Below are 21,827 nucleotides of genomic sequence, written 5' to 3' on the forward strand. Positions count from 1 at the left end.
CCGCGCCGCGAAAGCCGTCCTTGGCGCCGGGGTTCAGCGCCGCGCCGTGGCGCCCGCCGGGCCGCGCGGCAGTGCGTCGGCCAGGCGCGCGTGCAGCGCCTCGAGCACACCCAGCGCGTCGGCGAGTTCGGCCGCCGGCAGGCCGGCCGCCAGGCGTGCCGTCCAGGCCTCGTGCAGTGCCGTGGCGGCGGTGAGCTGGCGGCGGCCGGCGGCGGTCAGGCCGTAGAGCGGCGAACGCTGGTGGCGCGGGTTCGCCGCCGCGGCGACCAGGCCTTCGCGAGCCAGCAGGTGCAGCTGCTTCTGTGCCCCCTGGCGCGTGACGCCGACGGCCTCGGCGAGCTGCGGCGCCGACAGCGGCCGCCCGGCCTGGGAGATCGCGCCCAGCACCTGCCAGCGTGCCGAGTTCAGCTCCAGCGGCTCGAGCAGGGCGTCGCCGCGTGCGAGCAGGCGGCTGCTCAGGCGCTGCACCGCCTGCATCAGTGTGCTGACGAGGCGGGCGGGATCGTCGGTCGGATGGGCCATCGTGGTGCGTCTCGAACTGACAACCAGTTTCCAGTAAGGGAAACTGGTTGTCAATTTGGCACCCGCTGCGGGCATCGCGGCCGGCCGGTCTTGCGCTCGCTCAGAACGCGAAGCCGTTGGCGCACGCGGCATTCAACTTTTCCCCTGTCCGGACGATAGGGGACCATGACCCTCGCCGGTTTCCGGCGACACCGTTCGAACCGACACGTCAGACCTCATGCTCAGATTCCTACGTCGTTTCACGCTCCGAACCCGACTGCTGGCCTCGATGGCCCTGCTCACCGCCGCGCTGCTGGGGCTGGGCGCCTGGGGCGTGGTCGAGAACCGGATCGTCACGCAGCGCACGGCAGCCCTGTTCGACAGCGCCCAGCAGGGCTCGGACGCGGTGGCGCGCCTGCGCGAGTCGCTGACCAACCTGCGCCGGCTGCAGGCCGACGCGATCGCCTCGGGCGCCAACCCGGTCGAGGTCGAGCGCATCGTCGGGCTGTGGAAGGCCGAGGCGCAGCGTGTGCAGGCACTGGACGCCGAACTGACGAAAGTCGATCCGGGCAACACGACGATCGAGGCGCTGGTCAAGCAGCAGCAGGGCCAGCTGCAGCAGTACACGGGCATCGTCGGGCCGCTGCTGGACAAGCTGCAGTCGGCGGTACTGGACAGCGCCGGCGCGCTGGCCTACGCCGAGGAAGCCGAGGAGCACGTCAAGGCGCTGCACGGCACGGCCGACGCGATGCTGCGTGCCAGCCAGTCGCGCCAGGCGACGATCCGCCAGGAACTGGCCGACGCCTCGGCGCTGGCCGCCAACCTGCGCCTGGCGATGACGGTGCTGGCCGTGGCGGTGCTGCTGCCGGCGCTGTGGCTGACGCTGCAGTCGGTGTGCGACCCGCTGCAGCAGGCGGTGTCGGCGGCCGACCGCATCGCGCGCGGTGACCTCGGCGAAGACCTGCGTGTCGAGGGCCAGGACGAGACCGCGGCGCTGCTGCGCTCGCTGCAGCAGATGCAGCAGTCGCTGCGCCGCCTGGTCGGCCAGGTGCGTGAGTCGGCCGAGTCGATCCAGACCGCCAGCGGCGAGGTCGCCGCCGGCAACACCGACCTCAGCCAGCGCACCGAGGAGCAGGCCAGCAACCTGCAGCAGACCGCCTCGTCGATGGAGATGTTGACCGGCTCGGTGCGCCACAACGCCGACTCGGCGCAGCGTGCCAACGAGCTGGCCAGCGACGCCGCCGGCGCTGCGGCCCAGGGCGGCAAGGTCGTCGGCCAGGCGGTGACGACGATGCACGACATCGCCGCGTCGTCGCAGAAGATCGCCGAGATCATCGGCGTCATCGACGGCATCGCGTTCCAGACCAACATCCTGGCACTGAACGCCGCGGTCGAGGCCGCGCGGGCCGGCGAGCAGGGCCGCGGCTTCGCCGTCGTGGCCGGGGAGGTGCGCAGTCTGGCCCAGCGCAGCGCCGAGGCGGCGCGCGAGATCAAGACCCTGATCACCGCCAGCGTCGAGCGTGTCGAGGCCGGCACGCGGCAGGTCAGCGACGCCGGCCAGTCGATGCAGGACATCGTCACCAAGGTCGAGCGGGTCAGCCAGCTGATCGCCGACATCTCCGGCGCGACGGTGGCGCAGTCGCGCGACATCGGCCAGGTCGGCGACGCCGTCGGCCAGCTCGACCGCGTGACCCAGCAGAACGCCGCGCTCGTCGAGCAGAGCGCCGCGGCGGCCGAGAGCCTGCGCGCCCAGGCCGCGCGTCTGGCCGATCTGGTCAGCGTGTTCCGGATCGGCCAGGCCTGACGCGTCGGGCCCGCACGCCGGGCTTGATCCTCGTCAGTCCGGCCTCGAAGTGCGGCCCGCGGCGGCTGCGCACGGCCCCGTGTTTGCTTGATGGGCGGCATGCACCCGCATGCCGCCAGCTTTGTCGGACTCGCGACAGCCGCCGCGCCCGCCGCGCCGCCACCGGGCTTCGTGCCGCGGCGCCTGGCTCGCGGCCAGGTCCTGTGCGCGCCGGGCGACGGCCGCAACCTCGTCTTCTTCGTCGCCAGCGGACGCCTGCGTGTGCACCTCACCGGCGCCAGCCGCGAGCTGACGCTGGCCTTTCTCGAGCCCGGCGACGTCTATTCGACGCACTCTCCGGCCTGGGTGACCGCCACCGCCGCGACCACGGTCTGGACCGTCGACACGCGTGCCTTCATGGCCCGGCTGGCCGACGACCCGGCGCTGCTGCCGCCGGTGATGGCGGTGCTCGGCCGCCTGCTCACCGGCGCCGTGGGGCTGGTCGAGGACCTGGCCTTTCGCGAGGTGCCGGCACGGCTCGCGCGTTTCGTGCTCGGGCTGGCGCAGCGCCGCGGCGAACACGACGGCGAGGGCTGGCGGGTGCCGCTGGATCTCAGCCTGGAGGACATCGCCAGCCTGCTCGGCAGCACCCGGCAGACGGTGTCGGCGCTGGTCAGCCAGTGGCAGCGCGAAGGCCTGCTCGAGCGCCGCGGCCGGCGCTGCCTGCGCATCCCGTCGGCCCAGGCGATGCAGGCGCTCGAACTCGTCGCCGGGCGCGGCGGTGCGTGAAGAACGTCGCCTGGCCGACGGACACGCGCCGCCGTCACCGTCGACATTGTCTGTCGTCGTCCACCACCGGAGCCCCGCCCCGTGAGCCACCGTCCCTGCGACTGCCCCAAGACCGACCGCTACGTCAGCTTCGCCGGCATCGACTGCGCCGGCAACGCCCGGCGCATCATCGAGATCATCGACACCCACCTCGCCGTGCCCGGTCGGCGCGACCGCTTCTGGGACTACTTCGACCGCAAGCGCACCGGCGGCTCCGGCCCGCGTCCGGACGACCTGTTCCTGGTGCATTCGCACCTCAACCAGATCCGCGAGTACTTCGAGGCCTGGCAGGACGCGCCGGCGATCGCGCTGCTCGACCGTGTCGAGGAGGAGTGCTGCTGAGCGCCGGCCGCCTGCCAAGATCTGCACGGTGTTCGACGCGTTCATCTGGAAACACTCTAAATTGCAAAAACGAAAAATCCGATTCCACGAACTGGCATTGATGAACTGCTGTTCCGGTTCGTGGAAAGGATGTCTCCGTGTTTGCACTGCTCGATCGATGGTCCCTGTCGCACAAGCTGCTGCTGATCGCCGTGCTGGCGTTCACGCTGCTGGCGGTGCCGGGCACGCTGGCGCTGAACCTGGCGCTGGAGCAGGTTCGCCAGGCACGCCATGAGCTCGAGGGCCTGCCGCCGGCCACGGCGCTGATGGCGCTGGCGCGGCTGACGGCGCAGCACCGCGGCCTGTCCAACGCGGCGCTCGGCGGCAACGCCGAGGCCGAGGCCCAGCGCGCCGCGCTGCGCACGAAGATCGACGCCGCGGCGGCGACGGCGCGCGCCAGCGTCGCGGCGCTGGACGAGCCCGCGCTGGCTGCTCGCCTCGTGCGCCTGCTCGACGAGGAGCGCGGCCTGGCCGAGGAGGTCGCCGCCCGCCGCGTGCTGGCGCCGGCCAGCTTCCAGCGCCACACCGCCGTCGTCGCGGCGCAGCTGGACCTGGTCTACGACATCGCCGCGGTCACCGAGATCGTGCTGCATCCGCTGGCCTCGGGCTACTTTCTCCAGGACGCGACGCTGAACCACCTGCCGCGCCTGGGCGAGCTGCTCGGCCAGCTGCGCGGGGCCGGCATGGGCCTGCTGGTGCGCGGCGAGGCCACGCCGGCCGAGCGTGCGCGGCTGTCCGGGCTGGTGGAGCGCGTGCGCAGCGCCAGCGCCGAGCTGACGCGGGCGCTGGACCACGCGATGGACGCCGACCCGGCCCTCGCCGCGGCGCTGGGCCCCCGCGCCCGCGAGGCCCGCGAGGCGGTGATGCAGGGCCTGGACTTCGCCACCGGCGCGGTCGTCGACGCGGCAGTGCTGGACCATCCCGGCGCCGACTGGTGGCGGCGCACCAGCGAGGTCATCGACCTTCAGCACGCGCTGGGCGAGCTCACGGTGCAGGCGCTGCAGGCCGACCTGCGCCAGTACGCCGACACGCGCGTGCAGCGGCTGGCCTGGGCCGGCGCGCTGATGGCGCTGCTGGGCGCGGGCACTGGCGGGCTGCTGTGGCAGATCGGCCGGCGCAGCGCCCGGTCGCTGGCCACCGCGATCGACGCCGCCAACGCGGTCGCCGCCGGCGACCTCAGCCGGCAGCTGCCGCTGCCGCCGGAGAACGCGCGCGACGAAGGCCAGCGCATGCTGCGCGCGATGCACACGATGTGCGCGCAACTGGTCGCGCTGGTCGGCACGGTGCGCGACAACGCCGGGCAGATCGCCACCGCGAGCAGCGAGATCGCCAACGGCAACGCCGACCTCAGCGCGCGCACCGAGCAGCAGGCCAGCAGCCTGCAGCAGACCGCGGCCAGCATGGAGCAGATGACGGCCACCGTCGCCCAGACGTCCGAGCATGCGACCCAGGCCAGCCGCATGGCCAGCGCCACCGCCGAGGCCGCCGGCCGCGGCGGCGAGGTCGTGCAGCGGGTGGCCGCGACGATGGCCGAGATCGAGGCCGGCGCGCGGCGCATCGGCGACATCGTCGGCACGATCGACGCCATCGCCTTCCAGACCAACATCCTGGCGCTCAACGCCGCCGTCGAGGCGGCCCGCGCCGGCGAGCACGGCCGCGGCTTCGCGGTCGTCGCCGGCGAGGTGCGGGCGCTGTCGCAGCGCAGCGCCGAGGCGGCGCGCGAGGTGCGCACGCTGATCGGCAGCAGCACCGCGGCGGTGGACGCCGGCGGCGCGCTGGCGCGCGAGGCCGGCCAGGAGATGCAGGCCATCGTCGAACAGGTGCAGCGCGTGGCGACGCTGATCGCCGAGATCACCGCCGCCAGCAGCGAGCAGACCGAAGGCATCGGCCAGGTCAACGCCGCCGTCGGCGACCTGGACCGGACGACGCAGCAGAACGCGGCGCTGGTCGAGCAGAGCGCCGCGGCCGCCGACAGCCTGCGCCAGCAGGCGGCGCGGCTGTCGGCCGCCGTCGGCGTCTTCCGCCTCGAACGCGGCTGAGGCGGCCGGCGCCGCATCCGATGGCGCGTCGCGGCGCGCCTGTTCGCGTGGCCGGTGTTCGACGCCCCGGCGGCGAGGCGCTAGGCTTGCCGTTCCAACGGAGAACCTGCCTCATGCACGCAACGATGTCCCGTTCCCTGGTGTTGCGCGGCCGCCGGGTCGCCGCATTCGCGGCGCTGGCCGCGCTCGCCGCCTGCTCCTCCACCCCGCGAGGCATCGACGCCCAGTGGCGCGCGCCCGACGCCGGCCGCCCGCTGGGCGGCGCGCGGGTGCTCGTCGCCTGCGAGGCGGCCGAGACGACGCTGGTGCGGCTGTGTGTCGAACGCTTTGCCGCCGAGCTGGCCGCGCGCGGCGCCACGCCGGTGCCGGCGCCCGATGCACCGCCGCCGCCGGCCGCCGGCCCGCGCGACGATGCGCGTTACGTCGATCTGGCGCGCCAGGCCGGCGCGGCCGCGGTCTGGGTCGGCAGCGTCTCGGTGGCGCCGGCCGAGCCGGCCTCCGGCGGCCTGTCGATCGGCTTCGGCGGCCTGCACGTCGGCAGCGGCGGCAGCGGCGTCGGCCTGGGCGTGACGCTGCCGGTGGGCTCGCTCGGGGGCGGCGGCTCCGCGGTGCGTTACGCCGCCGAGGCCCGCGTCAGCGAAGTCGCCGGCGGCCGACTGCAGTGGAGCGCACGCGCCGGCTCGGGCGCGTCGGGCGACGCCGGGGGGCAGCTCGACGCCCTGGCGCGCCGGCTGGTCGACGCGGCGGCCACCGCCGGGCTGTTCTGAGCCTCGGCGCCGGCCGCGTGCCGGTGCCCCCTGACGACCCCACGCCGCGATCCCGAAGACCGATGCCCATGCCGAACCGCCGCCGCATCCTCCAGTCCCTGGCCACCGTCGCCGTCGCGGCGCCCTGGGTGGCACGCGCCGAAGGGCGCACGGTCCGCCTGCTGGTCGGGTTTCCGCCCGGCGGCGGCACCGACGCCATCGCGCGTGTGCTCGCCGAACGGCTGAAGGACGAGCTCGGCGCCCCGGTCATCGTCGACAACCGGCCCGGTGCCGGCGGCCAGCTCGCCGCGCAGGCGCTGAAGGCGGCCGCGGCCGACGGCAGCACCTTCCTGCTGTCGCACGACCACACGGTGTCCATCCTGCCGCTGGTGCTGCGCCAGCCCGGCTTCGACCCGGCGCGCGACTTCGTGCCGGTGGCCGGCTTCGCGAGTTTTGCCAACGCCTTCGCGGTGTCGGCACGCACGCCGGCGCGCAGCCTGCGCGAGTACGTGGCCTGGGTGCGCCGCGAGGGCGGTGGCCGCGGCGCCGTCGGCATCCCGGCCGCGGCTTCCGTGCCGGAGTTCCTGGTCCGCATCGTCGCCGAGCGCAACGGCCTGGATCTCGTCGCCGTGCCCTACCGCGGCAGCGCGCCGATGATGGCCGACATGCTCGGCGAGCAGATCACCGCGGGTGTCGGGTCGGTGCCCGACTTCATCGAGAACCATCGCCACGGCCGGCTGCGCGTGGTCGCGGTGATGGGCACCCGGCGCATCGCCCAGATGCCCGAGGTGCCGACGCTGGCCGAGTCGGGCGTGGCGGGTTTCGAGGAGCTGCCGTACTACGGTGTCTTCGCCCCGGCCGCCACGCCGCGCCCGGCGCTGGACGGCTTCGCCGCAGCGCTGTCGCGTGTGCTGGCGCAGCCGGCGGTGCACGAACGGCTGACGGCGATGGGCTTGTCGGTCGGCTTCATGGAGCCGGCGCAGCTGGAGGCGCGTGAACGCGCCTACCGCGCGGCCTGGGCTCGCATCATCGCTGCCAGCGGCTTCCAGCCGCAGTGATCGCCGCCGGCCGCCGGCGTGCGGCCGCGCGTTCGCGCAGCTCGCAGGCCAGCGCGCTGGAGCCGGTGACCGCGACCGAGGTGCCGAACGCCAGCGGCCACCAGGAGCCGCTGGCCGTGCTCAGCGCCGCGCCGGCGAGCACCCCGGCCAGCCCGATCGCGTAGTGGTGCAGGGCAGGGCAGAACAGCAGGTTCATCGTCGTTCTCCTCGGCGGGTGGCCACCTTGCGGCGGCCGCGTTCAGCTGACCAGGAAGTCGATGACCACCGCGCCCGGGGCGCGCTGGCGATAGGTGGCGCGCACCTGGCCGCGGTAGTGCTGCTCGATCTGCATCAGCAGCGGCAGCGGGTCGTGGTCGTTGGCGAAGCGCATGGTCTCGCCGGGTTCGAGCGCGTCGAGCGCACCGAAGATCGCGGCGTGGCGGAAGCGCTTGGCGATGCCGCGCGCATCGAAGACGTGGATGCCGTCTTCGGACGGGTTGGAGCAGGAACAGGACATCGGGTCGGCCTCTGTTGAAGGTGCATTCAGCGTATTGCTTCGGACTGATCAAATCCTTAAGATGCTTCAACTATGCAGCTTCAAGCCGTCCTGCCGCCCGAGGCCCGCAGCCCCGCGGAACCCGCCGCCGAACCCCGGCTGACCGGCGACCTGGCGGTCTGGCTGGTCATTGCCGCCGAGCTGCTGACCTTCGGCCTGCTGTTCGTCTCCTACGCCTTCGCCCGGCTGCGCGAGCCGGAGCTGTTCGCGACGCTGCAGGCGACGCTGGACCTGGACCGCGGCGCGTTCAACACCGTGCTGCTGATCAGCGGCAGCGCCGCCGTCGCGCATGCGGTGGCGGCGCTGGACGCCGGGCGCACGGCCGGCGCCCGCCGCTGGCTGGCCGCGGCGCTGGCCTGCGGCGCGCTGTTCAGCGTCCTCAAGCTCGACGAGCTGGCCGCCAAGGTGGCCGCCGGCGCCGACCTGTCGGCCAACACCTTCTGGATGTTCTATATGGTGCTGTCGGGCTTCCACCTGCTGCACGTCGTCGCCGCGATGGTCTTCCTGGCCGTCGTCTGGTGGCTGGCCGGGCGCGGCGCCTACGGCCCGGGGCGCACCCACGTGCCCGAGACCGCCGCGGCGTTCTGGCACATGGTCGACCTGCTGTGGATCGTGCTGTTCCCGCTGCTCTACGTGCTGCGATGAAGCTCTCGCGCATCGATCTCGTCTGGGCGGCGCTGCTGGCCGCCACCGCCACCACCTGGGCGCTGGGCGAGTCCGGCGGCGGCGCGGCGTGGTGGCCGATGCCGCTGGTGTTCACGCTCGCCGCCGCCAAGGCCGCGGCAGTGGCGCTGGACTTCATGGGCCTGGCCGGTGCGCCGCCGCTGTGGCGCCGGCTCGTGCTGGGCTGGGTGTTCGGCGTCGTCGTGCTGGTGCTGCTGGCCTGGTGGCTGGGCCGCGGCGCCGTCTGCGCATGACCCGAATGCGGGGGTGACCCCGGGGCGCGGGGTTCCGGGCCGCCGGGCGCGGCGCAACGATGCAGCGCATGGACACGCCCAAGCCCGAATCCACCGCCGGCCAGGTCCCCGCCTCGGCCCGCGCCGCGCTGGCCGCGCTCGCCGAGCTGCGCGACGAGCTCCAGAAGATGCACGCCGAGCTGGAGTACCTGCGGCTGATGCTGCGGCTGGGCGCCCGCGACTGAGGCGCGCACCTCCGCGAACGTGACCGATTACGACCGGAGATCACCTCCGGGTGATATTCGGAAATATCCCGTCGAATATCGTCGTGGCGCCGTCATGAATATCTCCGGAAACTCGATATAGGTGGTTTTCGGGGGGTCTATTCGAGGTTTTCGGGGGTGATCCGATAGTTAATCTGAGGGCACTTGGAAGGAGTGCCCATGAGTACCATCGGATCCCTCGCGACGGCCTACATCAATCCCCGCAGCGACGTCGGCGCATACGAGCGCAACGTCAAGGCCTTCGGCCCCGTCGTGGCCACCGCGATCGGCGCCGCCAACGCCGCCGGCAGCGCCTGCGGCGCCACCTGCTCGTTCAGCCGCGACGCGCTCGACGCGCTCGACGACTGGGTCGACGATGGCGTCGACGCGGTCGCCTCGCTGGGCGCGACGCTCGCCGGCGCCGCCGACGCGCTGCAGCAGGGTGTCGCCGACACCGTCGGCGGCGTCGTCGACACCGTGTCCGACGCGGCCGATGCCGTCGGCGATGCCTTGCAGGGCGTGGTCGACACGGCGTCGGACGTCGTCGGTGGTGTCGCCGACGCGGTCGACACGGTGGCCGGCTACGCGGCGATGGGCGTGCTGTCGGTCGGGCAGGCGATCCATGAAGCGGTCTGAACTCGCCGCCGCCGCCGCGACGCTGCTGCTGTCGGGCTGCTCGCTGGTCTCGCCGCTGCCGACGCTGGAACTGGCGAAAGCCGCCGGTGCGGCCGTGCAGCATGCCGTGCTGTACGGCCCGAGCGAGGCCCGGCATACCGTCTTCCACGAGCCGCTGGCGGTCTCGGCGCTGTGCATCGAATATCGCCCGGACGCCCAGATCGTCGATTTCGTGCCGTCGCTGCAGGCCGAGCTCAAGGCCCGCCGGATCGACAGCCGGGTCTACGAGGAAGGCACTCCGCGGCAGACCTGCGACGCCTGGCTGAGATATACCGCGGCCATCGCCTGGGATACCACGCCGTTCGCCGCCGAATACCGCCCCTACCTGCGCCAGGCCTCGCTCACGCTGCAGACCTCCAGCGGCCGCACGCTGGCCACCAGCCAGTACCGGCTCGAAGGCCTGCTCGAGGCCGGCAAGTGGTCCTCGACACGCGACAAGCTCGCCCCCGTCGTCTCGGCGCTGCTCACCGGGGCCTGACCCCGAGCCTGTGCCCCGCACCCCTGTTTCCGAGGAGTTCCAGATGAATCGCCCGACCGCCGTCCTGCTGGCCGCGGCCGCCGCCGTGCTCGGCGGCTGTGCCGCCCCCTCGCCGAGCACGCTCAGCGTGCCGACCGCCGTCACCGCGGTGGCGCCGCCGTCCTATGTCGAGCGGGCGGCCACCGGCTCGCTGTTCCAGCCCGGCGCGCCGATCGCGACGATGTTCTCGGGCGAGAAGCGCCCGCGCTCGATCGGCGACACGCTGAAGGTCGAGATCGACGAGCGCCTGGCGGCCAACCAGAAGGTCACCACCAACACCAGCCGCGAGAACAAGATCGCGACCAAGGGCCCCGGCACGGACTCGCAGAACGTGCGCGGCGCGCTCAGGAGCCTGCTCGACCTGGACGCCCAGGCCGGCGGCAGCGACTCCTTCGTCGGCAAGGGCTCGACCGAGAACTCCAGCCGCTTCAGCGGCCGCATCGCCGCGTCGGTGGTCAACGTGCTGCCCAACGGCCACCTCGTCGTCGCCGGCGAGCGCAGCATCGCCTACAACGAGGGCGTGACGACGCTGCGCTTCTCCGGTGTCGTCAATCCCGACGACATCAAGGCCGGCAACGTCGTCGCGTCGGCCGACATCGTCGATGCCCGGCTGGAGGCGGTGGGCCGCGGCGGTGTCGCCGACACGGCGGCACGCAGCTGGATGCAGCGTGTGCTCAGCAAGGGGCTGGCGATCTGGTGACCGGGGCGGGGCCGTCGCGGCGACGCCGGGTGCACCGGGCGCGCGCCACTGCCTGTTTCTTGAGCAATCCAGGGAAAACCCGCGGGGCACAGTCACTTGCGTGCCGCGCCCCCGGGTTGTCCACAGGGATACCCAGTGCCGCCGGGGACAGTCTCGTCAGCGGCGCCGGCCGTCCTTCGGCGCGATCTCGTACAGCGTCGTCGTGTCGCTGCTCTCGTGCGCCACGGCCAGGTAGTGGCGGCCACGGGCGTGGAAGGCGTGCAGGCCCTCGGGCGAGACGTCGCCCTCACCGAGCACCATGCCCAGATAGACCGGGGCCGTCGGTTCGCTGACGTCGAAGGCGGCGATCGCGGCCTTCTTCGTGCGCTCCAGGCCGACGAAGGCCAGCGTGCGGCCGTCGACCTCGAGCAGCGCGACGCCCTCGGGCTCGACGCCCTTGTTGTCGCTGCGGCCGTCGTCGTAGACGCCGAGCCGGATGGCCTCGGCGTCGAGCAGGCTGCCGCTGTCCCAGACCAGGCGGCCGTCGGCGTCGCGGATCGAGATCGAGCGTGCGCCGAAGGCCACCAGATGCTGGGGCGTCGACGTCACGTTGTCGTAGGTCAGGCGAAACAGCTCGGCGGGGCCGGTGGACGGCACGAGGCGCGCGGCGTCGCTGCTGCCGGCCGAGCCGCGGCGCTCGTCCTCGCCGTCGGCGCTGCCGTTGTCGCGTGCATCGCCTTCGTTGGCCATCACCAGGTAGCTGCGGCCGCGCACGCGGTAGCTCGCGATCGAGTCGGGCTGGTACAGGCCGAAGACCGGCACCGGGCGCAGGAAGACGCCGTTGTTCGTCGCCGGGTCGGCCGGGTCCCGGTCGTTGGGGTCGATGCCGTTGCCGGGCAGGCTGAAGTCCTTCTCGCCCAGGCCGACGATCTTCACGAAGCGCCGGGCCTTGATGTCCAGCAGCGCCAGGCCGTTGGCCTCCTGCAGCGTCACCCAGGCGCGGCGACCGCTGGCGTCGACGGTGATGTACTCGGGCTCGGGGTCGTAGGCGCTGTAGCTGGCGGGCTGGGTGGCGCGCGTGCCGGTGGCCGGGAACAGGCGCAGCTGGTCGTGGCCGGGGATGTCGGCCGTGATCGGCAGCGTCGTCACCGTGCGCTCGACGATGTCGACGATGCTGACGCTGCCCACCGGGTCCTCGGCGCTCAGGCCGGCGGGGGTCGGGCGCGGGTTGGGCGTGCCTTCGTTGGCGACGAGCAGCGTGCGGCCGTCGGGCGCGAAGGTCAGCATGTCGGGCAGCGGGCCCACCGGGATCGGGTGGCCGAGCTGCGCGCGCGTGCGGGTGTCGAACAGCACGACGCTGCCGGGCAGCGTGCGGTCCTGGCCGTTCTCGACGGCCAGCGCGGCGACGCCGCGCGCGATGGCGACGCTGTTGACGGCCCCCAGGTGCGAGACGTCAAGGTGCGCGACGAGCTGGCCGCTGGCGCGGTCGAGCACGTCGACACCGACCACGCCGGCGACCCACAGCGTGTCGCTTCGGGCGTCGTGGGCGACGATCTCGGCCTTCTGGCCGGGCACGCCGGTGGCGGCGTGGGCGTACTGCCAGACGCGCTGCAGCGCGAAGTCGGCGGCCTGGGCCGGCAGGGCGGCGGCGAAGGCGAGGGCGGCAACGGCGGCCAGCCGGGTCGGTGTCAGCATCGTGGGGCTCTCGGGAGGTCGAAGACGACCGCGCAGCGTGCCCGGCGGGGATGGCAGTCCCGTGACGGCCGGCATCGCGGCGGCCCCTCGCCCGCGGGGTGCCGTTCGTGCCGCGCGTCACGCTGCAGGCGCCGGTGACGCGAATCCATCCCGTCGACAGGGGAACGATGTGCGGCAGGTCGCACCCGGGCGCTCAACTCCGCCCCGCCGGCCGCCGAAGCACCGTCATCGGCGCTCCAGGTTCGGCGAGAACCGCGGTGCGCAGCAGTCCGCGTCAACCGGAGATCGCACGATGAAGACCTGGAGCGACTTGCGCATCGGCCTGAAGCTGGGCATCGGCTTCGCGGTGGTGATGGTGGCGACGGCCGTCGTCGCCGTGTTCGGCCGCTATGCACTCGAAGGCGTCGGCGGCCAGGTGCACGAGCTCGTCGAGCACCGGCAGGCCAGCGTCGGCATGGCGCGCGACGTGAAGGACGAACTCAACGTCGTCGCGCGCGGCGTGCGCAACGTCGCGCTGCTCGATGATCGCAAGCAGATCGACGCCGAGATCGAGCGCATCCGCGGTTGCGAGACGCGCATCGCCGGGCTGCTGGAACGCCTGAAGGCCGGCGACCAGGACGGCGAGGGCGCCCGGCGCCTGGACGCGGTGATGGCGTCGCGGGCGGCCTACACGCCGGCGCTGACCCAGGCGCTGGAGCTCGCCGCCGCCAACCGCAGCGACGAGGCGCGCGACCTGCTGCTCAAGCAGGTGCGGCCGGTGCAGGCGGCCTATCTGAAGTCGCTGGACGCCTTCGTCGAGCACGAGGTCCAGCGCATGCAGGCCAGCGCTTCGGCCACCGAGGCGGCCATCGCGCGCGCCGGCAGCGTGATGCTGCTGGTCGCGCTGGCGGCGCTGGGCTGCGGCAGTGCGCTGGCCTGGCTGATCACGCGCAGCGTGACGCGGCCGCTGCGTTCGGCGCTGCAGGTCACCGAACGTGTCTCCGCCGGCGACCTGTCCGGCCCCGTGCCGGCCGGCAGCGCCGACGAGCTCGGCGTGCTGCTGCGTTCGCTGGACGGCATGCAGGCCAGCCTGCGGCAGCTGGTCGGCGGCGTGCGCGGCAACGCCGAGAGCGTGGCCACGGCCAGCGCCGAGATCGCGCGCGGCAACCAGGACCTGAGCCAGCGCACCGAGGAGCAGGCCGGCGCGCTGCAGCAGACCGCGGCGACGATGGAGCAGCTCGGCGCCACGGTGCGCCAGAACGCCGCCAGCGCACGCGAGGCCAACACGCTGGCGCACGGTGCCTCGCAGGTGGCGCTGCAGGGCGGCGCGGCGGTCGAGCAGATGCAGGGTTCGATGAAGAGCATCACGGCGTCGTCGCGCGAGGTCGCCGAGATCGTCGGTGTCATCGACGCGATCGCCTTCCAGACCAACATCCTGGCGCTGAACGCGGCGGTGGAATCGGCGCGTGCCGGCGAGGCCGGGCGCGGCTTCGCGGTGGTGGCCGCCGAGGTGCGCACGCTGGCGCAGCGCAGCGCCGAGTCGGCGCGCCAGATCCGCACGCTGATCGGCCAGAGCGTCGAGCGCATCGAGCAGGGCGCCGTGCAGGCCGAACGTGTCGGCCGCACGATGCACGAGGTGGTGCAGGCGATCGGCCGCGTGACGACGGTGATCGAGTCGATCAGCGCCGCCAGCACCGAGCAGAGCGACGGCATCGACCAGGTCGGCCACGCCGTCGGCCAGATGGACACCGTGACGCAGCAGAACGCCGCGCTGGTGGAGGAGAGCGCCGCAGCGGCCGAGAGCCTGCGCGTGCAGGCGACCCAGCTGGTCGGTGCGGTCTCGCGCTTCCAGCTGCCGCAGGCGGCCTGAAACGACAAAGCCCGCCGGGCGGCGGGCTTCGTGTTCAGGTGCGCCGGCCGGCGCTCAGCCGCAGGCGCCGATGTGGCCGCAGTTGGTGCACTTGGTGCAGCCGTCGATGTGGTGCATGTCGTGCGCGCCGCACTCCGGGCACTTGGCGCCGGTGCCGGCGGCGAACTGCATGCCGGCGGCGGGCTTGGCAGCCGCCGCCGTCTCGGCCTCGGCCGGGGCCGGCGCGGGCGCCGCGAAGCCGGCGGCGTAGGCGCGCGCCAGTTCACGCACCGGCACCTGCGCGCCCGAGGCGGTGAGGTAGCCGCGCGCGTGCAGCAGCTGCTGCACCGCGTAGGCCAGCGCCGCGACCTCGGAGTCGTGGAAACGCGGGATCTGCGTGCCGTCGCCGCGCACCAGCATGCCGCTGCGCACCGCGCCGTTGGTCCAGGCGATCTCGCGCAGGTTCTCCAGCGCCTTCTCGATCGACGCGCCGGAACGCGCGGCCAGCGACAGCAGGCGCATCGCGCCGTCCAGCCACTGGTCCTGCTCGCCGAGCAGCAGGAACTCGACCGGGCGCTCGATCGTCACCTTCTGGCCGTCGATGACGCCGTCCACCGGCAGGAAGCCGACGGTGACGTACATCGAACGCTTGCCGGCCTGGGTCCACATCTCGACCTTCTCGGTCACGCTGGAGATGCGGCCCACCGGGCGGCCGACGTGTTTGGTCAGCGGGTCCTCGTCGCGCGGCGCGGCCGGCGTGGCGGGCGCAGCGGCCGGCGTGCCGACCGACAGCACCGAGCCCAGCACCGAGTTCGGACGGTAGGTCGCCAGACCCTTCAGGCCGGCCTTCCAGGCGTCGAGGTAGAGGTTCTGGAAGTCCTCGTACGGGTAGTCGGCCGGCACGTTGACCGTCTTGCTGATCGAGGTGTCCAGGAAGGGCTGCACCGCCTCGAGCATGCGCATGTGGTCGTTGGCCGACATCTCCAGCGCGGTGACGAACTGCGGCGGCAGCTTCGTCACGTCGCCGCCGAGGTGGCGGAACAGGCGCCAGGCGCGGTCGGCGACCTCGAAGATGCGGTGCGAACCGTCGGCTTCGCGCTTCTTGCGGTTGTAGGTCCAGGAGAACGGCGGCTCGATGCCGTTGCTGGCGTTGTCGGCGAAGGCCAGCGAGATCGTGCCGGTCGGCGCGATCGCCAGCAGGTGGCTGTTGCGGATGCCGTGCTTGCGGATCGCCTTGCGGATGGACTCCGGCAGGCGCTTGGCGAAGCCGCTCTTCAGGTACTTGGTCTTCTCCAGCTTGGGGAAGGCGCCGCGTTCGACGGCCAGGTCGACCGAGGCCAGGTACGAGGCGTCACGCATGGTCTCGGCGATCTTCGCGGCCAGCGCGCGGCCTTCGTCGCTGTCGTAGCGGATGCCCAGCATCACCAGCGAGCTGCCCAGGCCCAGGAAGCCCAGGCCGACGCGGCGCTTGGCGGCGGCTTCGGCGCGCTGCTGCTCCAGCGGCCAGTAGGTCGCGTCGAGCACGTTGTCGAGCATGCGCACGCCGACCCGCACGACGGCGGCGAAGCCCTCGAAGTCGAAGTGCGCGTCGTCGGAGAAGGCGCCGACGACATGGCGCGTCAGGTCCACCGAGCCCAGGCAGCAGCAGCCGTAGTCGGGCAGCGGCTCCTCGGCGCAGGGGTTGGTGGCCTCGATCGTCTCGCAGTAGTGCAGGTTGTTCTCGCGGTTCATCTGGTCGATGAACAGCACGCCCGGCTCGGCGTGGTCGTAGGTCGACCGCATGATCTGGTCCCACAGGTCGCGGGCCTTGACGCTGCGGTAGACCCACTTGCCGTCCTCGCGCTGGCGGGCGCCGGCGGCGACCAGTTCCTCGTGCGGGCGCGCGGCGTGAACGAGCTCGAACTCGGCGTCGTCGATGACGGCCTGCACCAGCGCGTCGGTGACGCCGACGCTGATGTTGAAGTTGCGCAGCTCGCCCTTGTCCTTGGCGTGGATGAAGGCCTCGATGTCCGGGTGGTCGCAGCGCAGCACGCCCATCTGCGCGCCGCGGCGCGCGCCGGCGGACTCGACGGTTTCGCACGAGGCGTCGAAGACACGCATGAACGACACCGGGCCCGAGGCGCGCGAATGCGTCTGCGTCACCAGCGCGCCTTGCGGGCGGATGCGGCTGAAGTCGTAGCCGACGCCGCCGCCGCGGCGCATCGTTTCGGCGGCTTCGGTGACGGCGGTGTAGATGCCGGGCTTGTCGCCCTCGTAGCCGGTGATCGAGTCGCCGACCGGCTGCACGAAGCAGTTGATCAGCGTCGCCTGGATGTCGGTGCCGGCGGCCGACATGATGCGGCCGGCGGGCACGAAGCCGCGCTGCATCGCCCAGAGGAACTCGGCCTCGCGCGCGGAACGTGCGTCCTCGGCCTCGATGGCCGCGAGCGCGCGGGCGACACGCGCCTGCACCTGCGCGATGTTCTGTTCGTCGCCCTTGGCGTACTTCTCCAGCAGGGCGACGGTGGCAATTTCCTGGGGCTCCAGGGCATCGAGCAGGTGTTTGTCGGGTGCGTTCATCGGCAACGGAAACGGCAACGCCGCGCGGCACGCGGCGTGGGGTTGATGGATTCGGGGGTCGGTTGCGGCGGCGTCGTCGGAGAGGGAAGGAGACGACCCGCCACGGGCTGCCGGACCTCGGGCACCGGTTGCTGGGCAACCGGCAGACCCTCGAGGGCGCCGGCCGGGCGCGTCGGGAGCGGGCAGAAGTTTAGTCGATGGGCTCGCGCCGCGACGCGCGGCCGCGAGGTCGCCGACTGCTTCGTGAAAAGGTCTTGACGCCCGGCGCCGAACGTGCAGGCCGGCCCCCCTGCGAGCCGACCGGCCTCCCTCTCGGGTTAGCGATAGATACCAGGCGGGGTATCTGGACTAAGATACTCGCGTGTGTAACAGCTTGTCGCCCGTCGTGCGCCAGCCACGCGTGAGGCGGCCTGAGGAGAGCTCCGTGAAGCAGCCGCGAAATCTCCCGATCCAGCCTCCCGACGCGGGGCGCCGCCGCTGGCTGGCCGCCGCCGCCGGCCTGCCGGCCGCGGCCGCCCTGGTGCCCCGGCCCGCCACCGCCGCCCGGATCCCGACGCGCGCCCACGTCGTCATCGCCGGCAGCGGCCTGGGCGGCATCGCGGTGGCCAACCGCCTGAGCGCGGCGCTGGACGGCGTGCGCATCACCATCGTCGACCGCAAGGAGGAGCACAACTACCAGCCCGGCTACACGCTGGTGGCCACCGGCGTCTGGCCCGTGTCCAAGGTGCGAGACCGCAATGCCGACTTCCACCCCGAGGGTGTCGAGTGGGTGCGCGACATGGTGGCCGAGTTCGACCCGGCGTCCAACAGCGTCGTCACCGCCGGTGGCCAGCGCATCGGCTACGACTACCTCGTCGTCGCCACCGGCGTGCACCTGGACTACGCGCAGATCGAGGGCATGGACGTCGCCGCGATCGGCCGCCACGGGCTGGCCAGCGTCTACAACGGCCCGCAGGCCGCCGAAGCGACCTGGGGCGCGATGCGCGAGTTCGCCGAACGCGGCGGCGAGGCCTTGATGACGCTGCCGGCGACGCCGCTGAAATGCGCCGGCGCGCCGCTGAAGACCACCTTCATGCTGCGCGACCGGCTGCGCCAGGCCGGCACGCTCGAGCGCAGCCGGGTGAGCTTCATGTCGGCGCCGAAAAACGTCTTCGGCGTCAAGCCGGTCAACGACAACGTGCTCGAACGCTGGCAGCAGCTGGGCATCGGCGTCGAGACCGAGCAGAAGCTGGTGGCGGTGGACATCGGCGCGCGCCGCGCGAGCTTCGTCGGCGCCGACGGCAGCCGGGCCGAACGCGGCTACGACTTCCTGCACGTCGTGCCGCCGATGCGTGCGCCTGACGTCGTGCGCCACAGCGACCTGGCCTGGAAGGACGGCCCGTTCGCCGCCGGCGGCTGGCTGGAGGTCGACAAGACGACGCTGCGCCACCGCCGCTACGCCAACGTCTTCGGCGTCGGCGACATCAACGGCACGCCGCGCGGCAAGACCGCGGCGACGGTGAAGAAGTCGGCCCCGGTCGTCGTGCACAACCTGGTGCAGCTGATCGCCGGCGCCGAGCCCGATGCCGCGTTCGACGGCTACACCTCGTGCCCGCTGATCACGCGCGAAGGCTCGGCGATGCTCATCGAGTTCGACTACGAAGGCCGGCTGACGCCGTCGCTGCCGATGATCGAGCCGCTGCAGGACAGCTACTTCGCCTGGCTGATGAAGGTGCGGCTGCTCAAGCCCGCCTACCTGTCGGTGCTCAAGGGCCGCGTCTGAAGGAGAACACCATGTACGAGATATGGCTTGCCGCGAACATCGTCTGGGAGATCGCGATGGATGCCTGGCCGGCGCTCGCCGCTGCCGCCGTCGCCTGGCTGATCCTGGTGCTGGCGGCCGCACGGCAGCCGCGCCCCTGGGCCGCCGCGCTGCGGCCGGCGGTGCTGCTGGCCGCGGCGGGCCTGCTGCTCGCCTTCCTGGCCGTGCCGTCGCTGACACGCTCCTCGCTGGGCGAACTGCGCTACTGGGTCGACTGGGCCAACCTGCTGGCCATTGCCGCCTGGGCCGGGGCGGCCGTGCTGGCGTTCGCCTGGCCGCTGCTGGCGATGCGCGCCCGCCGCGCCTGAGCGGCCGGGCTCAGGGCGCCGTGTGCCGCGACGGCTCGAAGCGCCCGACGTCCAGCCCCTGCGCCTTCAGGCGCTGCATCAGCGCCTCGTAACGCGCCGGCTCGACCTGCGGCGTGCGCGACAGCACCCAGGCGTAGGCGCGGCGCGGGTCGGTGATCGCCACCAGCGAGTAGTCGGCGTCCAGGTCGACGATCCAGTAGTCGCCCCAGACGAAGGGCAGCCAGGTCAGCCACTCGGGCGCGAAGCGAACCTTCAGCGTCGGCGACTCGCGCCCGCCGACCTGACGCGCCTGGCCCAGCGCCTCGTCCATCGTGCCGTCGGCCAGCCGGCAGCGGTTGCGCACCTGCAGCGTGCCGTCGTCGCGCAGCGTGTAGTTCGCGCTGGTGTCGGCCACGCACTGGCGCTGGAAGCGGTTGGGGAAACGCGCGACCTCGTACCAGGTGCCGAGGTAACGCGGCACGTCCAGGCGGTCGATGGTGCGCAGCGCGCCGTCGGCGACCGGGGCGGCGGCGATGCCGGCCGCCGCGCCGGCGGTGGTGTGGGCGAGGGTGCAGGCCGCGGCCAGCAGCAGCGTGATCAGGGGCTTGTTCGTCATCGGCGTGATCATCGCCGAGCCCGGGGCTCCCGCGCTGGATCACCGTCAACGGCCGCCTTGGGGAACAATCGCGCCCCCGCAGCGCGCCGCAGGCGCCTGCCGCCGCCCCCCCGCTGCATGAGTCTTGCCGAGATCCGCGCCGCGCTGGCCGCCGAACTGGCCGCCACGCCGTCCTACTACGACTTCAAGGTCGAGCGCCTGGAGCGCGACGGCGCGCTGTGGCGCGTCACGCTCGAGGCCGGCTACGTCTATGCCGAGGGCCAGCGGCCGGGTGCGGCCTCGGCGCAGGCGCTGCTCGACGAGAGCCTGGACGGCGCCTCGGCCTGGTGGGGCGAGCCGGAGAAGGGCGCCGCCGCGGTGCTGGCGGTCGTCGTCGAGGACGATCAGCTGATCCTGCAGAAGGCCAGCGGCCCGCCGCCCGGGCCTGGGCGGCTGATCCGCGTCTACCCGCCGCGGTTCCTCGACGCGCTGGTCGCCGCCTGGGACGATGGCGAGTGGGCGGCGCGCGCGCTGGCCGCCGAGGCCGCGCTGGCGCGGCCGGCCGAGACCGCCGCCCCTTCGCTGACCGGTGCGCCGTTCCGCTGGTTGCGCGCGGCGCAGCGCCAGGCGCTGGCGCTGCCGCGCTGGACGAGCAGCTTCCTCTGGGGCCCGCCGGGCACCGGCAAGACGACGACGCTGGGCGTGCTGCTGGCCGAGACGCTGGACGCCGAGCCCGAGGCGCGTGTGCTGCTGCTGTCGACGACCAACCAGGCCGTCGACCTGGCCACCGTCGCCGTCGACAAGGCGCTGGAGAAGGGCCGCCGCGAACGCTGGCGCGAGACCGTGCGCCGCCTCGGCTCGCGCTTCAACCCGGCGCTGTACGAAGGCCGCGAGCACCTGATCCCGAACGCCGACCGCGCGCTGCTGGCCCGCCTGGCGCGTGCCGAGTCCGAGCGCCCGCCGGCGCGCGACCTGGAGGCGCTGGAGGCCTGGAGCCGGCGTGTCGCCGACCTGCGCGCCGAACTGCGTGCGGCCTCGCTGGCCGTGCTGCGCGCCAGCCGGCTGGCGGCGATGACGACGGCGCGTGCCGTCGCGACGCTGAAGACGCTGCGTGAACTGGCCGAAGGCGCCGCGCCACCCTTCGACCTGATCGTCTTCGACGAAGCCAGCCAGGTGCCGCTGGCCCAGGCGCTGGCGCTGATGCCGCTGGGCCGGCGCTGCCTGTTTGCCGGCGACCCGAGCCAGCTCTCGCCGGTGCAGCGCGCGCCCGAACGCGAGGCGCGGCGCTGGATGGGGCGCTCGCCCTTTGCGGCGATGCCGCGCCGTGCGCCGTCGGTCGTGCTGCTGGACGAGCAGTCGCGCATGGCCGGGCCGATCGGCGCGCTGGTCGGCGACCTGTATTACGACGGCGCGCTGCGCGTCGCCGCCGACGCCGAGGCGTCGCCCGGCTGGCAGGCGGCGCGCCGGCGGGTGCTGGGGCCGGCCGGCGAAGACGTGCACGTGCACGTCGAGCCGGTGGCACGCGACGGCGCCTGGTCGGCGGCCTGGCGCGGCCCGGTGCGGCCCGAGTCGGCCGACGCCATCGTCTCGCTGGTGGCCGATACGCTGGCCGCCGGCACCTGGCAGGCGCACGAGATCGTGGTGCTGACGCCGTTCCGTGCCCAGCGCGCGCTGATCCGCCTGCGGCTGGAGGCCGCCGGAGTGGCGGGCGTGCGCGTCAGCACCGTGCACCGCGCCCAGGGCAGCGAGGCCGCGGCGGTGCTGTTCGACCCCGCCGACGGCGGCCAGCCCTTTCTGCAGACCGAGGAGGCGGCGCGCCTGGTCAACGTCGCGCTGAGCCGGGCCCAGGCCAAGGTGCTGCTGTGGTTGTCGCCGGCCGACCGCGCCAACCCGCTGCTGGCGCCCATCGTGCGCCGGCTGCGCCTGGCCGGCGATGCACGCGAGGCGGTCGACCTGCTCGAGCTGGCGCGTGCGCCGGACTTCCCGGCCGGCCTCGCCGGACGGCGCGTGCGCGCCGGGCGCCACGTCGGCGAGGTGCTGCGTGTCGCGCCCGACGGCAGCCGCTTCTGGCTGGCCAACGAGCGCAGCGGCGCCGAGCAGGAGATCGACGCCGGCTTCTGGCGCGCCAAGGCGCGTGCCGCCGCCGGCGCTGCGTAGACTG

At 73.2% G+C, this 21,827-nt stretch carries 22 protein-coding genes; 16 read left to right on the top strand and 6 right to left on the bottom strand.

Going from position 1 to position 21,827, the window contains the following annotated elements; genetic code table 11:
• Positions 1-33: 33 nt before the first annotated feature.
• The gene (locus LOC65_RS10995) at positions 34-522 is read right to left on the bottom strand and encodes a MarR family winged helix-turn-helix transcriptional regulator (RefSeq protein WP_164963824.1); all 489 of its coding nucleotides are present in this window, start codon (positions 520-522) and stop codon (positions 34-36) included.
• A gap of 268 nt (positions 523-790) precedes the next feature.
• On the opposite strand from LOC65_RS10995, the gene LOC65_RS19470 reads away from it, so the two are divergent.
• The 6 genes from LOC65_RS19470 to LOC65_RS11025 all read left to right on the top strand — a co-directional run bounded on the left by LOC65_RS19470 (position 791) and on the right by LOC65_RS11025 (position 7,336).
• Positions 791-2,305, top strand: coding sequence for a methyl-accepting chemotaxis protein (locus LOC65_RS19470; protein ID WP_009858375.1), 1,515 nt, complete (start codon positions 791-793; stop codon positions 2,303-2,305).
• Between the two features lie 99 nt (positions 2,306-2,404).
• A complete protein-coding gene (locus tag LOC65_RS11005) occupies positions 2,405-3,073 on the top strand; it encodes a Crp/Fnr family transcriptional regulator (RefSeq protein ID WP_230247506.1) in 669 nt (222 codons plus the stop codon).
• Between the two features lie 81 nt (positions 3,074-3,154).
• The gene (gene cowN / locus LOC65_RS11010) at positions 3,155-3,454 is read left to right on the top strand and encodes a N(2)-fixation sustaining protein CowN (protein WP_009858377.1); all 300 of its coding nucleotides are present in this window, start codon (positions 3,155-3,157) and stop codon (positions 3,452-3,454) included.
• Between the two features lie 137 nt (positions 3,455-3,591).
• A complete protein-coding gene (locus LOC65_RS11015; RefSeq protein ID WP_009858378.1) occupies positions 3,592-5,532 on the top strand; it encodes a methyl-accepting chemotaxis protein in 1,941 nt (646 codons plus the stop codon).
• Between the two features lie 125 nt (positions 5,533-5,657).
• Positions 5,658-6,299, top strand: a complete 642-nt coding sequence (locus LOC65_RS11020) for a hypothetical protein (RefSeq protein ID WP_155983582.1) — start codon at positions 5,658-5,660, stop codon at positions 6,297-6,299.
• 68 nt (positions 6,300-6,367) lie between these two features.
• Positions 6,368-7,336 carry a tripartite tricarboxylate transporter substrate-binding protein gene (locus LOC65_RS11025; RefSeq protein ID WP_405048252.1) on the top strand — a complete coding sequence of 323 codons (969 nt, stop codon included), beginning with the start codon at positions 6,368-6,370 and terminating at the stop codon, positions 7,334-7,336.
• Here the strand turns inward: LOC65_RS11025 and LOC65_RS11030 are convergent.
• Complete coding sequence (locus LOC65_RS11030; protein ID WP_138938916.1) at positions 7,305-7,532, bottom strand: hypothetical protein; 228 nt, start codon at positions 7,530-7,532, stop codon at positions 7,305-7,307. The genes LOC65_RS11025 and LOC65_RS11030 overlap by 32 nt on opposite strands.
• A 42-nt stretch (positions 7,533-7,574) precedes the next feature.
• Positions 7,575-7,832: a DUF2249 domain-containing protein gene (locus LOC65_RS11035; protein ID WP_009858651.1), complete on the bottom strand. Its 258-nt coding sequence runs from the start codon at positions 7,830-7,832 to the stop codon at positions 7,575-7,577.
• A gap of 72 nt (positions 7,833-7,904) precedes the next feature.
• Between LOC65_RS11035 and LOC65_RS11040 the strand changes: the two genes are divergently transcribed.
• The 6 genes from LOC65_RS11040 (at position 7,905) to LOC65_RS11065 (ending at position 10,922) form a co-directional block, all read left to right on the top strand.
• A complete protein-coding gene (locus tag LOC65_RS11040; protein WP_230247508.1) occupies positions 7,905-8,516 on the top strand; it encodes a cytochrome c oxidase subunit 3 in 612 nt (203 codons plus the stop codon).
• On the top strand, positions 8,513-8,788 hold the full coding sequence (locus tag LOC65_RS11045) for a cytochrome C oxidase subunit IV family protein (RefSeq protein ID WP_009858653.1): 276 nt from the start codon (positions 8,513-8,515) through the stop codon (positions 8,786-8,788). Before LOC65_RS11040 ends, LOC65_RS11045 begins: the two co-directional genes overlap by 4 nt.
• 68 nt (positions 8,789-8,856) lie before the next feature.
• Positions 8,857-9,012 carry a hypothetical protein gene (locus LOC65_RS11050; RefSeq protein WP_009858654.1) on the top strand — a complete coding sequence of 52 codons (156 nt, stop codon included), beginning with the start codon at positions 8,857-8,859 and terminating at the stop codon, positions 9,010-9,012.
• Positions 9,013-9,210: 198 nt separating this feature from the next.
• A complete protein-coding gene (locus LOC65_RS11055; RefSeq protein WP_009858655.1) occupies positions 9,211-9,666 on the top strand; it encodes a hypothetical protein in 456 nt (151 codons plus the stop codon).
• Entirely contained in the window at positions 9,653-10,183 is a 531-nt protein-coding gene (locus LOC65_RS11060) for a cell division protein FtsI (protein ID WP_230247509.1), read from the top strand. Before LOC65_RS11055 ends, LOC65_RS11060 begins: the two co-directional genes overlap by 14 nt.
• Before the next feature lie 43 nt (positions 10,184-10,226).
• Positions 10,227-10,922: a flagellar basal body L-ring protein FlgH gene (locus LOC65_RS11065; RefSeq protein ID WP_009858657.1), complete on the top strand. Its 696-nt coding sequence runs from the start codon at positions 10,227-10,229 to the stop codon at positions 10,920-10,922.
• 156 nt (positions 10,923-11,078) lie between these two features.
• Here the strand turns inward: LOC65_RS11065 and LOC65_RS11070 are convergent, their stop codons facing one another.
• Positions 11,079-12,596 (bottom strand): choice-of-anchor I family protein, encoded by a 1,518-nt coding sequence (locus LOC65_RS11070; protein WP_230247510.1) that lies wholly within the window; start codon positions 12,594-12,596, stop codon positions 11,079-11,081.
• A gap of 292 nt (positions 12,597-12,888) precedes the next feature.
• Here LOC65_RS11070 and LOC65_RS11075 point away from each other — a divergent pair, with 292 nt between their 5' ends.
• On the top strand, positions 12,889-14,445 hold the full coding sequence (locus tag LOC65_RS11075) for a methyl-accepting chemotaxis protein (protein ID WP_009858659.1): 1,557 nt from the start codon (positions 12,889-12,891) through the stop codon (positions 14,443-14,445).
• Positions 14,446-14,499: 54 nt separating this feature from the next.
• Here the strand turns inward: LOC65_RS11075 and LOC65_RS11080 are convergent, their stop codons facing one another.
• Complete coding sequence (locus LOC65_RS11080; RefSeq protein WP_230247511.1) at positions 14,500-16,983, bottom strand: adenosylcobalamin-dependent ribonucleoside-diphosphate reductase; 2,484 nt, start codon at positions 16,981-16,983, stop codon at positions 14,500-14,502.
• Positions 16,984-17,407: 424 nt separating this feature from the next.
• Between LOC65_RS11080 and LOC65_RS11085 the strand changes: the two genes are divergently transcribed.
• Both LOC65_RS11085 and LOC65_RS11090 read left to right on the top strand, forming a co-directional pair.
• Complete coding sequence (locus LOC65_RS11085; RefSeq protein WP_009858661.1) at positions 17,408-18,745, top strand: NAD(P)/FAD-dependent oxidoreductase; 1,338 nt, start codon at positions 17,408-17,410, stop codon at positions 18,743-18,745.
• Positions 18,746-18,756: 11 nt separating this feature from the next.
• Positions 18,757-19,092: a hypothetical protein gene (locus LOC65_RS11090; RefSeq protein WP_230247512.1), complete on the top strand. Its 336-nt coding sequence runs from the start codon at positions 18,757-18,759 to the stop codon at positions 19,090-19,092.
• 10 nt (positions 19,093-19,102) lie between these two features.
• Here LOC65_RS11090 and LOC65_RS11095 read toward each other — a convergent pair whose 3' ends face one another.
• Positions 19,103-19,687 (bottom strand): lipocalin family protein, encoded by a 585-nt coding sequence (locus tag LOC65_RS11095; protein ID WP_230247513.1) that lies wholly within the window; start codon positions 19,685-19,687, stop codon positions 19,103-19,105.
• A gap of 117 nt (positions 19,688-19,804) precedes the next feature.
• Between LOC65_RS11095 and LOC65_RS11100 the strand changes: the two genes are divergently transcribed.
• On the top strand, positions 19,805-21,823 hold the full coding sequence (locus tag LOC65_RS11100) for a DEAD/DEAH box helicase (protein WP_230247514.1): 2,019 nt from the start codon (positions 19,805-19,807) through the stop codon (positions 21,821-21,823).
• Positions 21,824-21,827 lie beyond the last annotated feature (4 nt).

This window comes from Rubrivivax sp. JA1055 (assembly GCF_020966565.1).
GTDB lineage: Bacteria > Pseudomonadota > Gammaproteobacteria > Burkholderiales > Burkholderiaceae_C > Rubrivivax > Rubrivivax benzoatilyticus.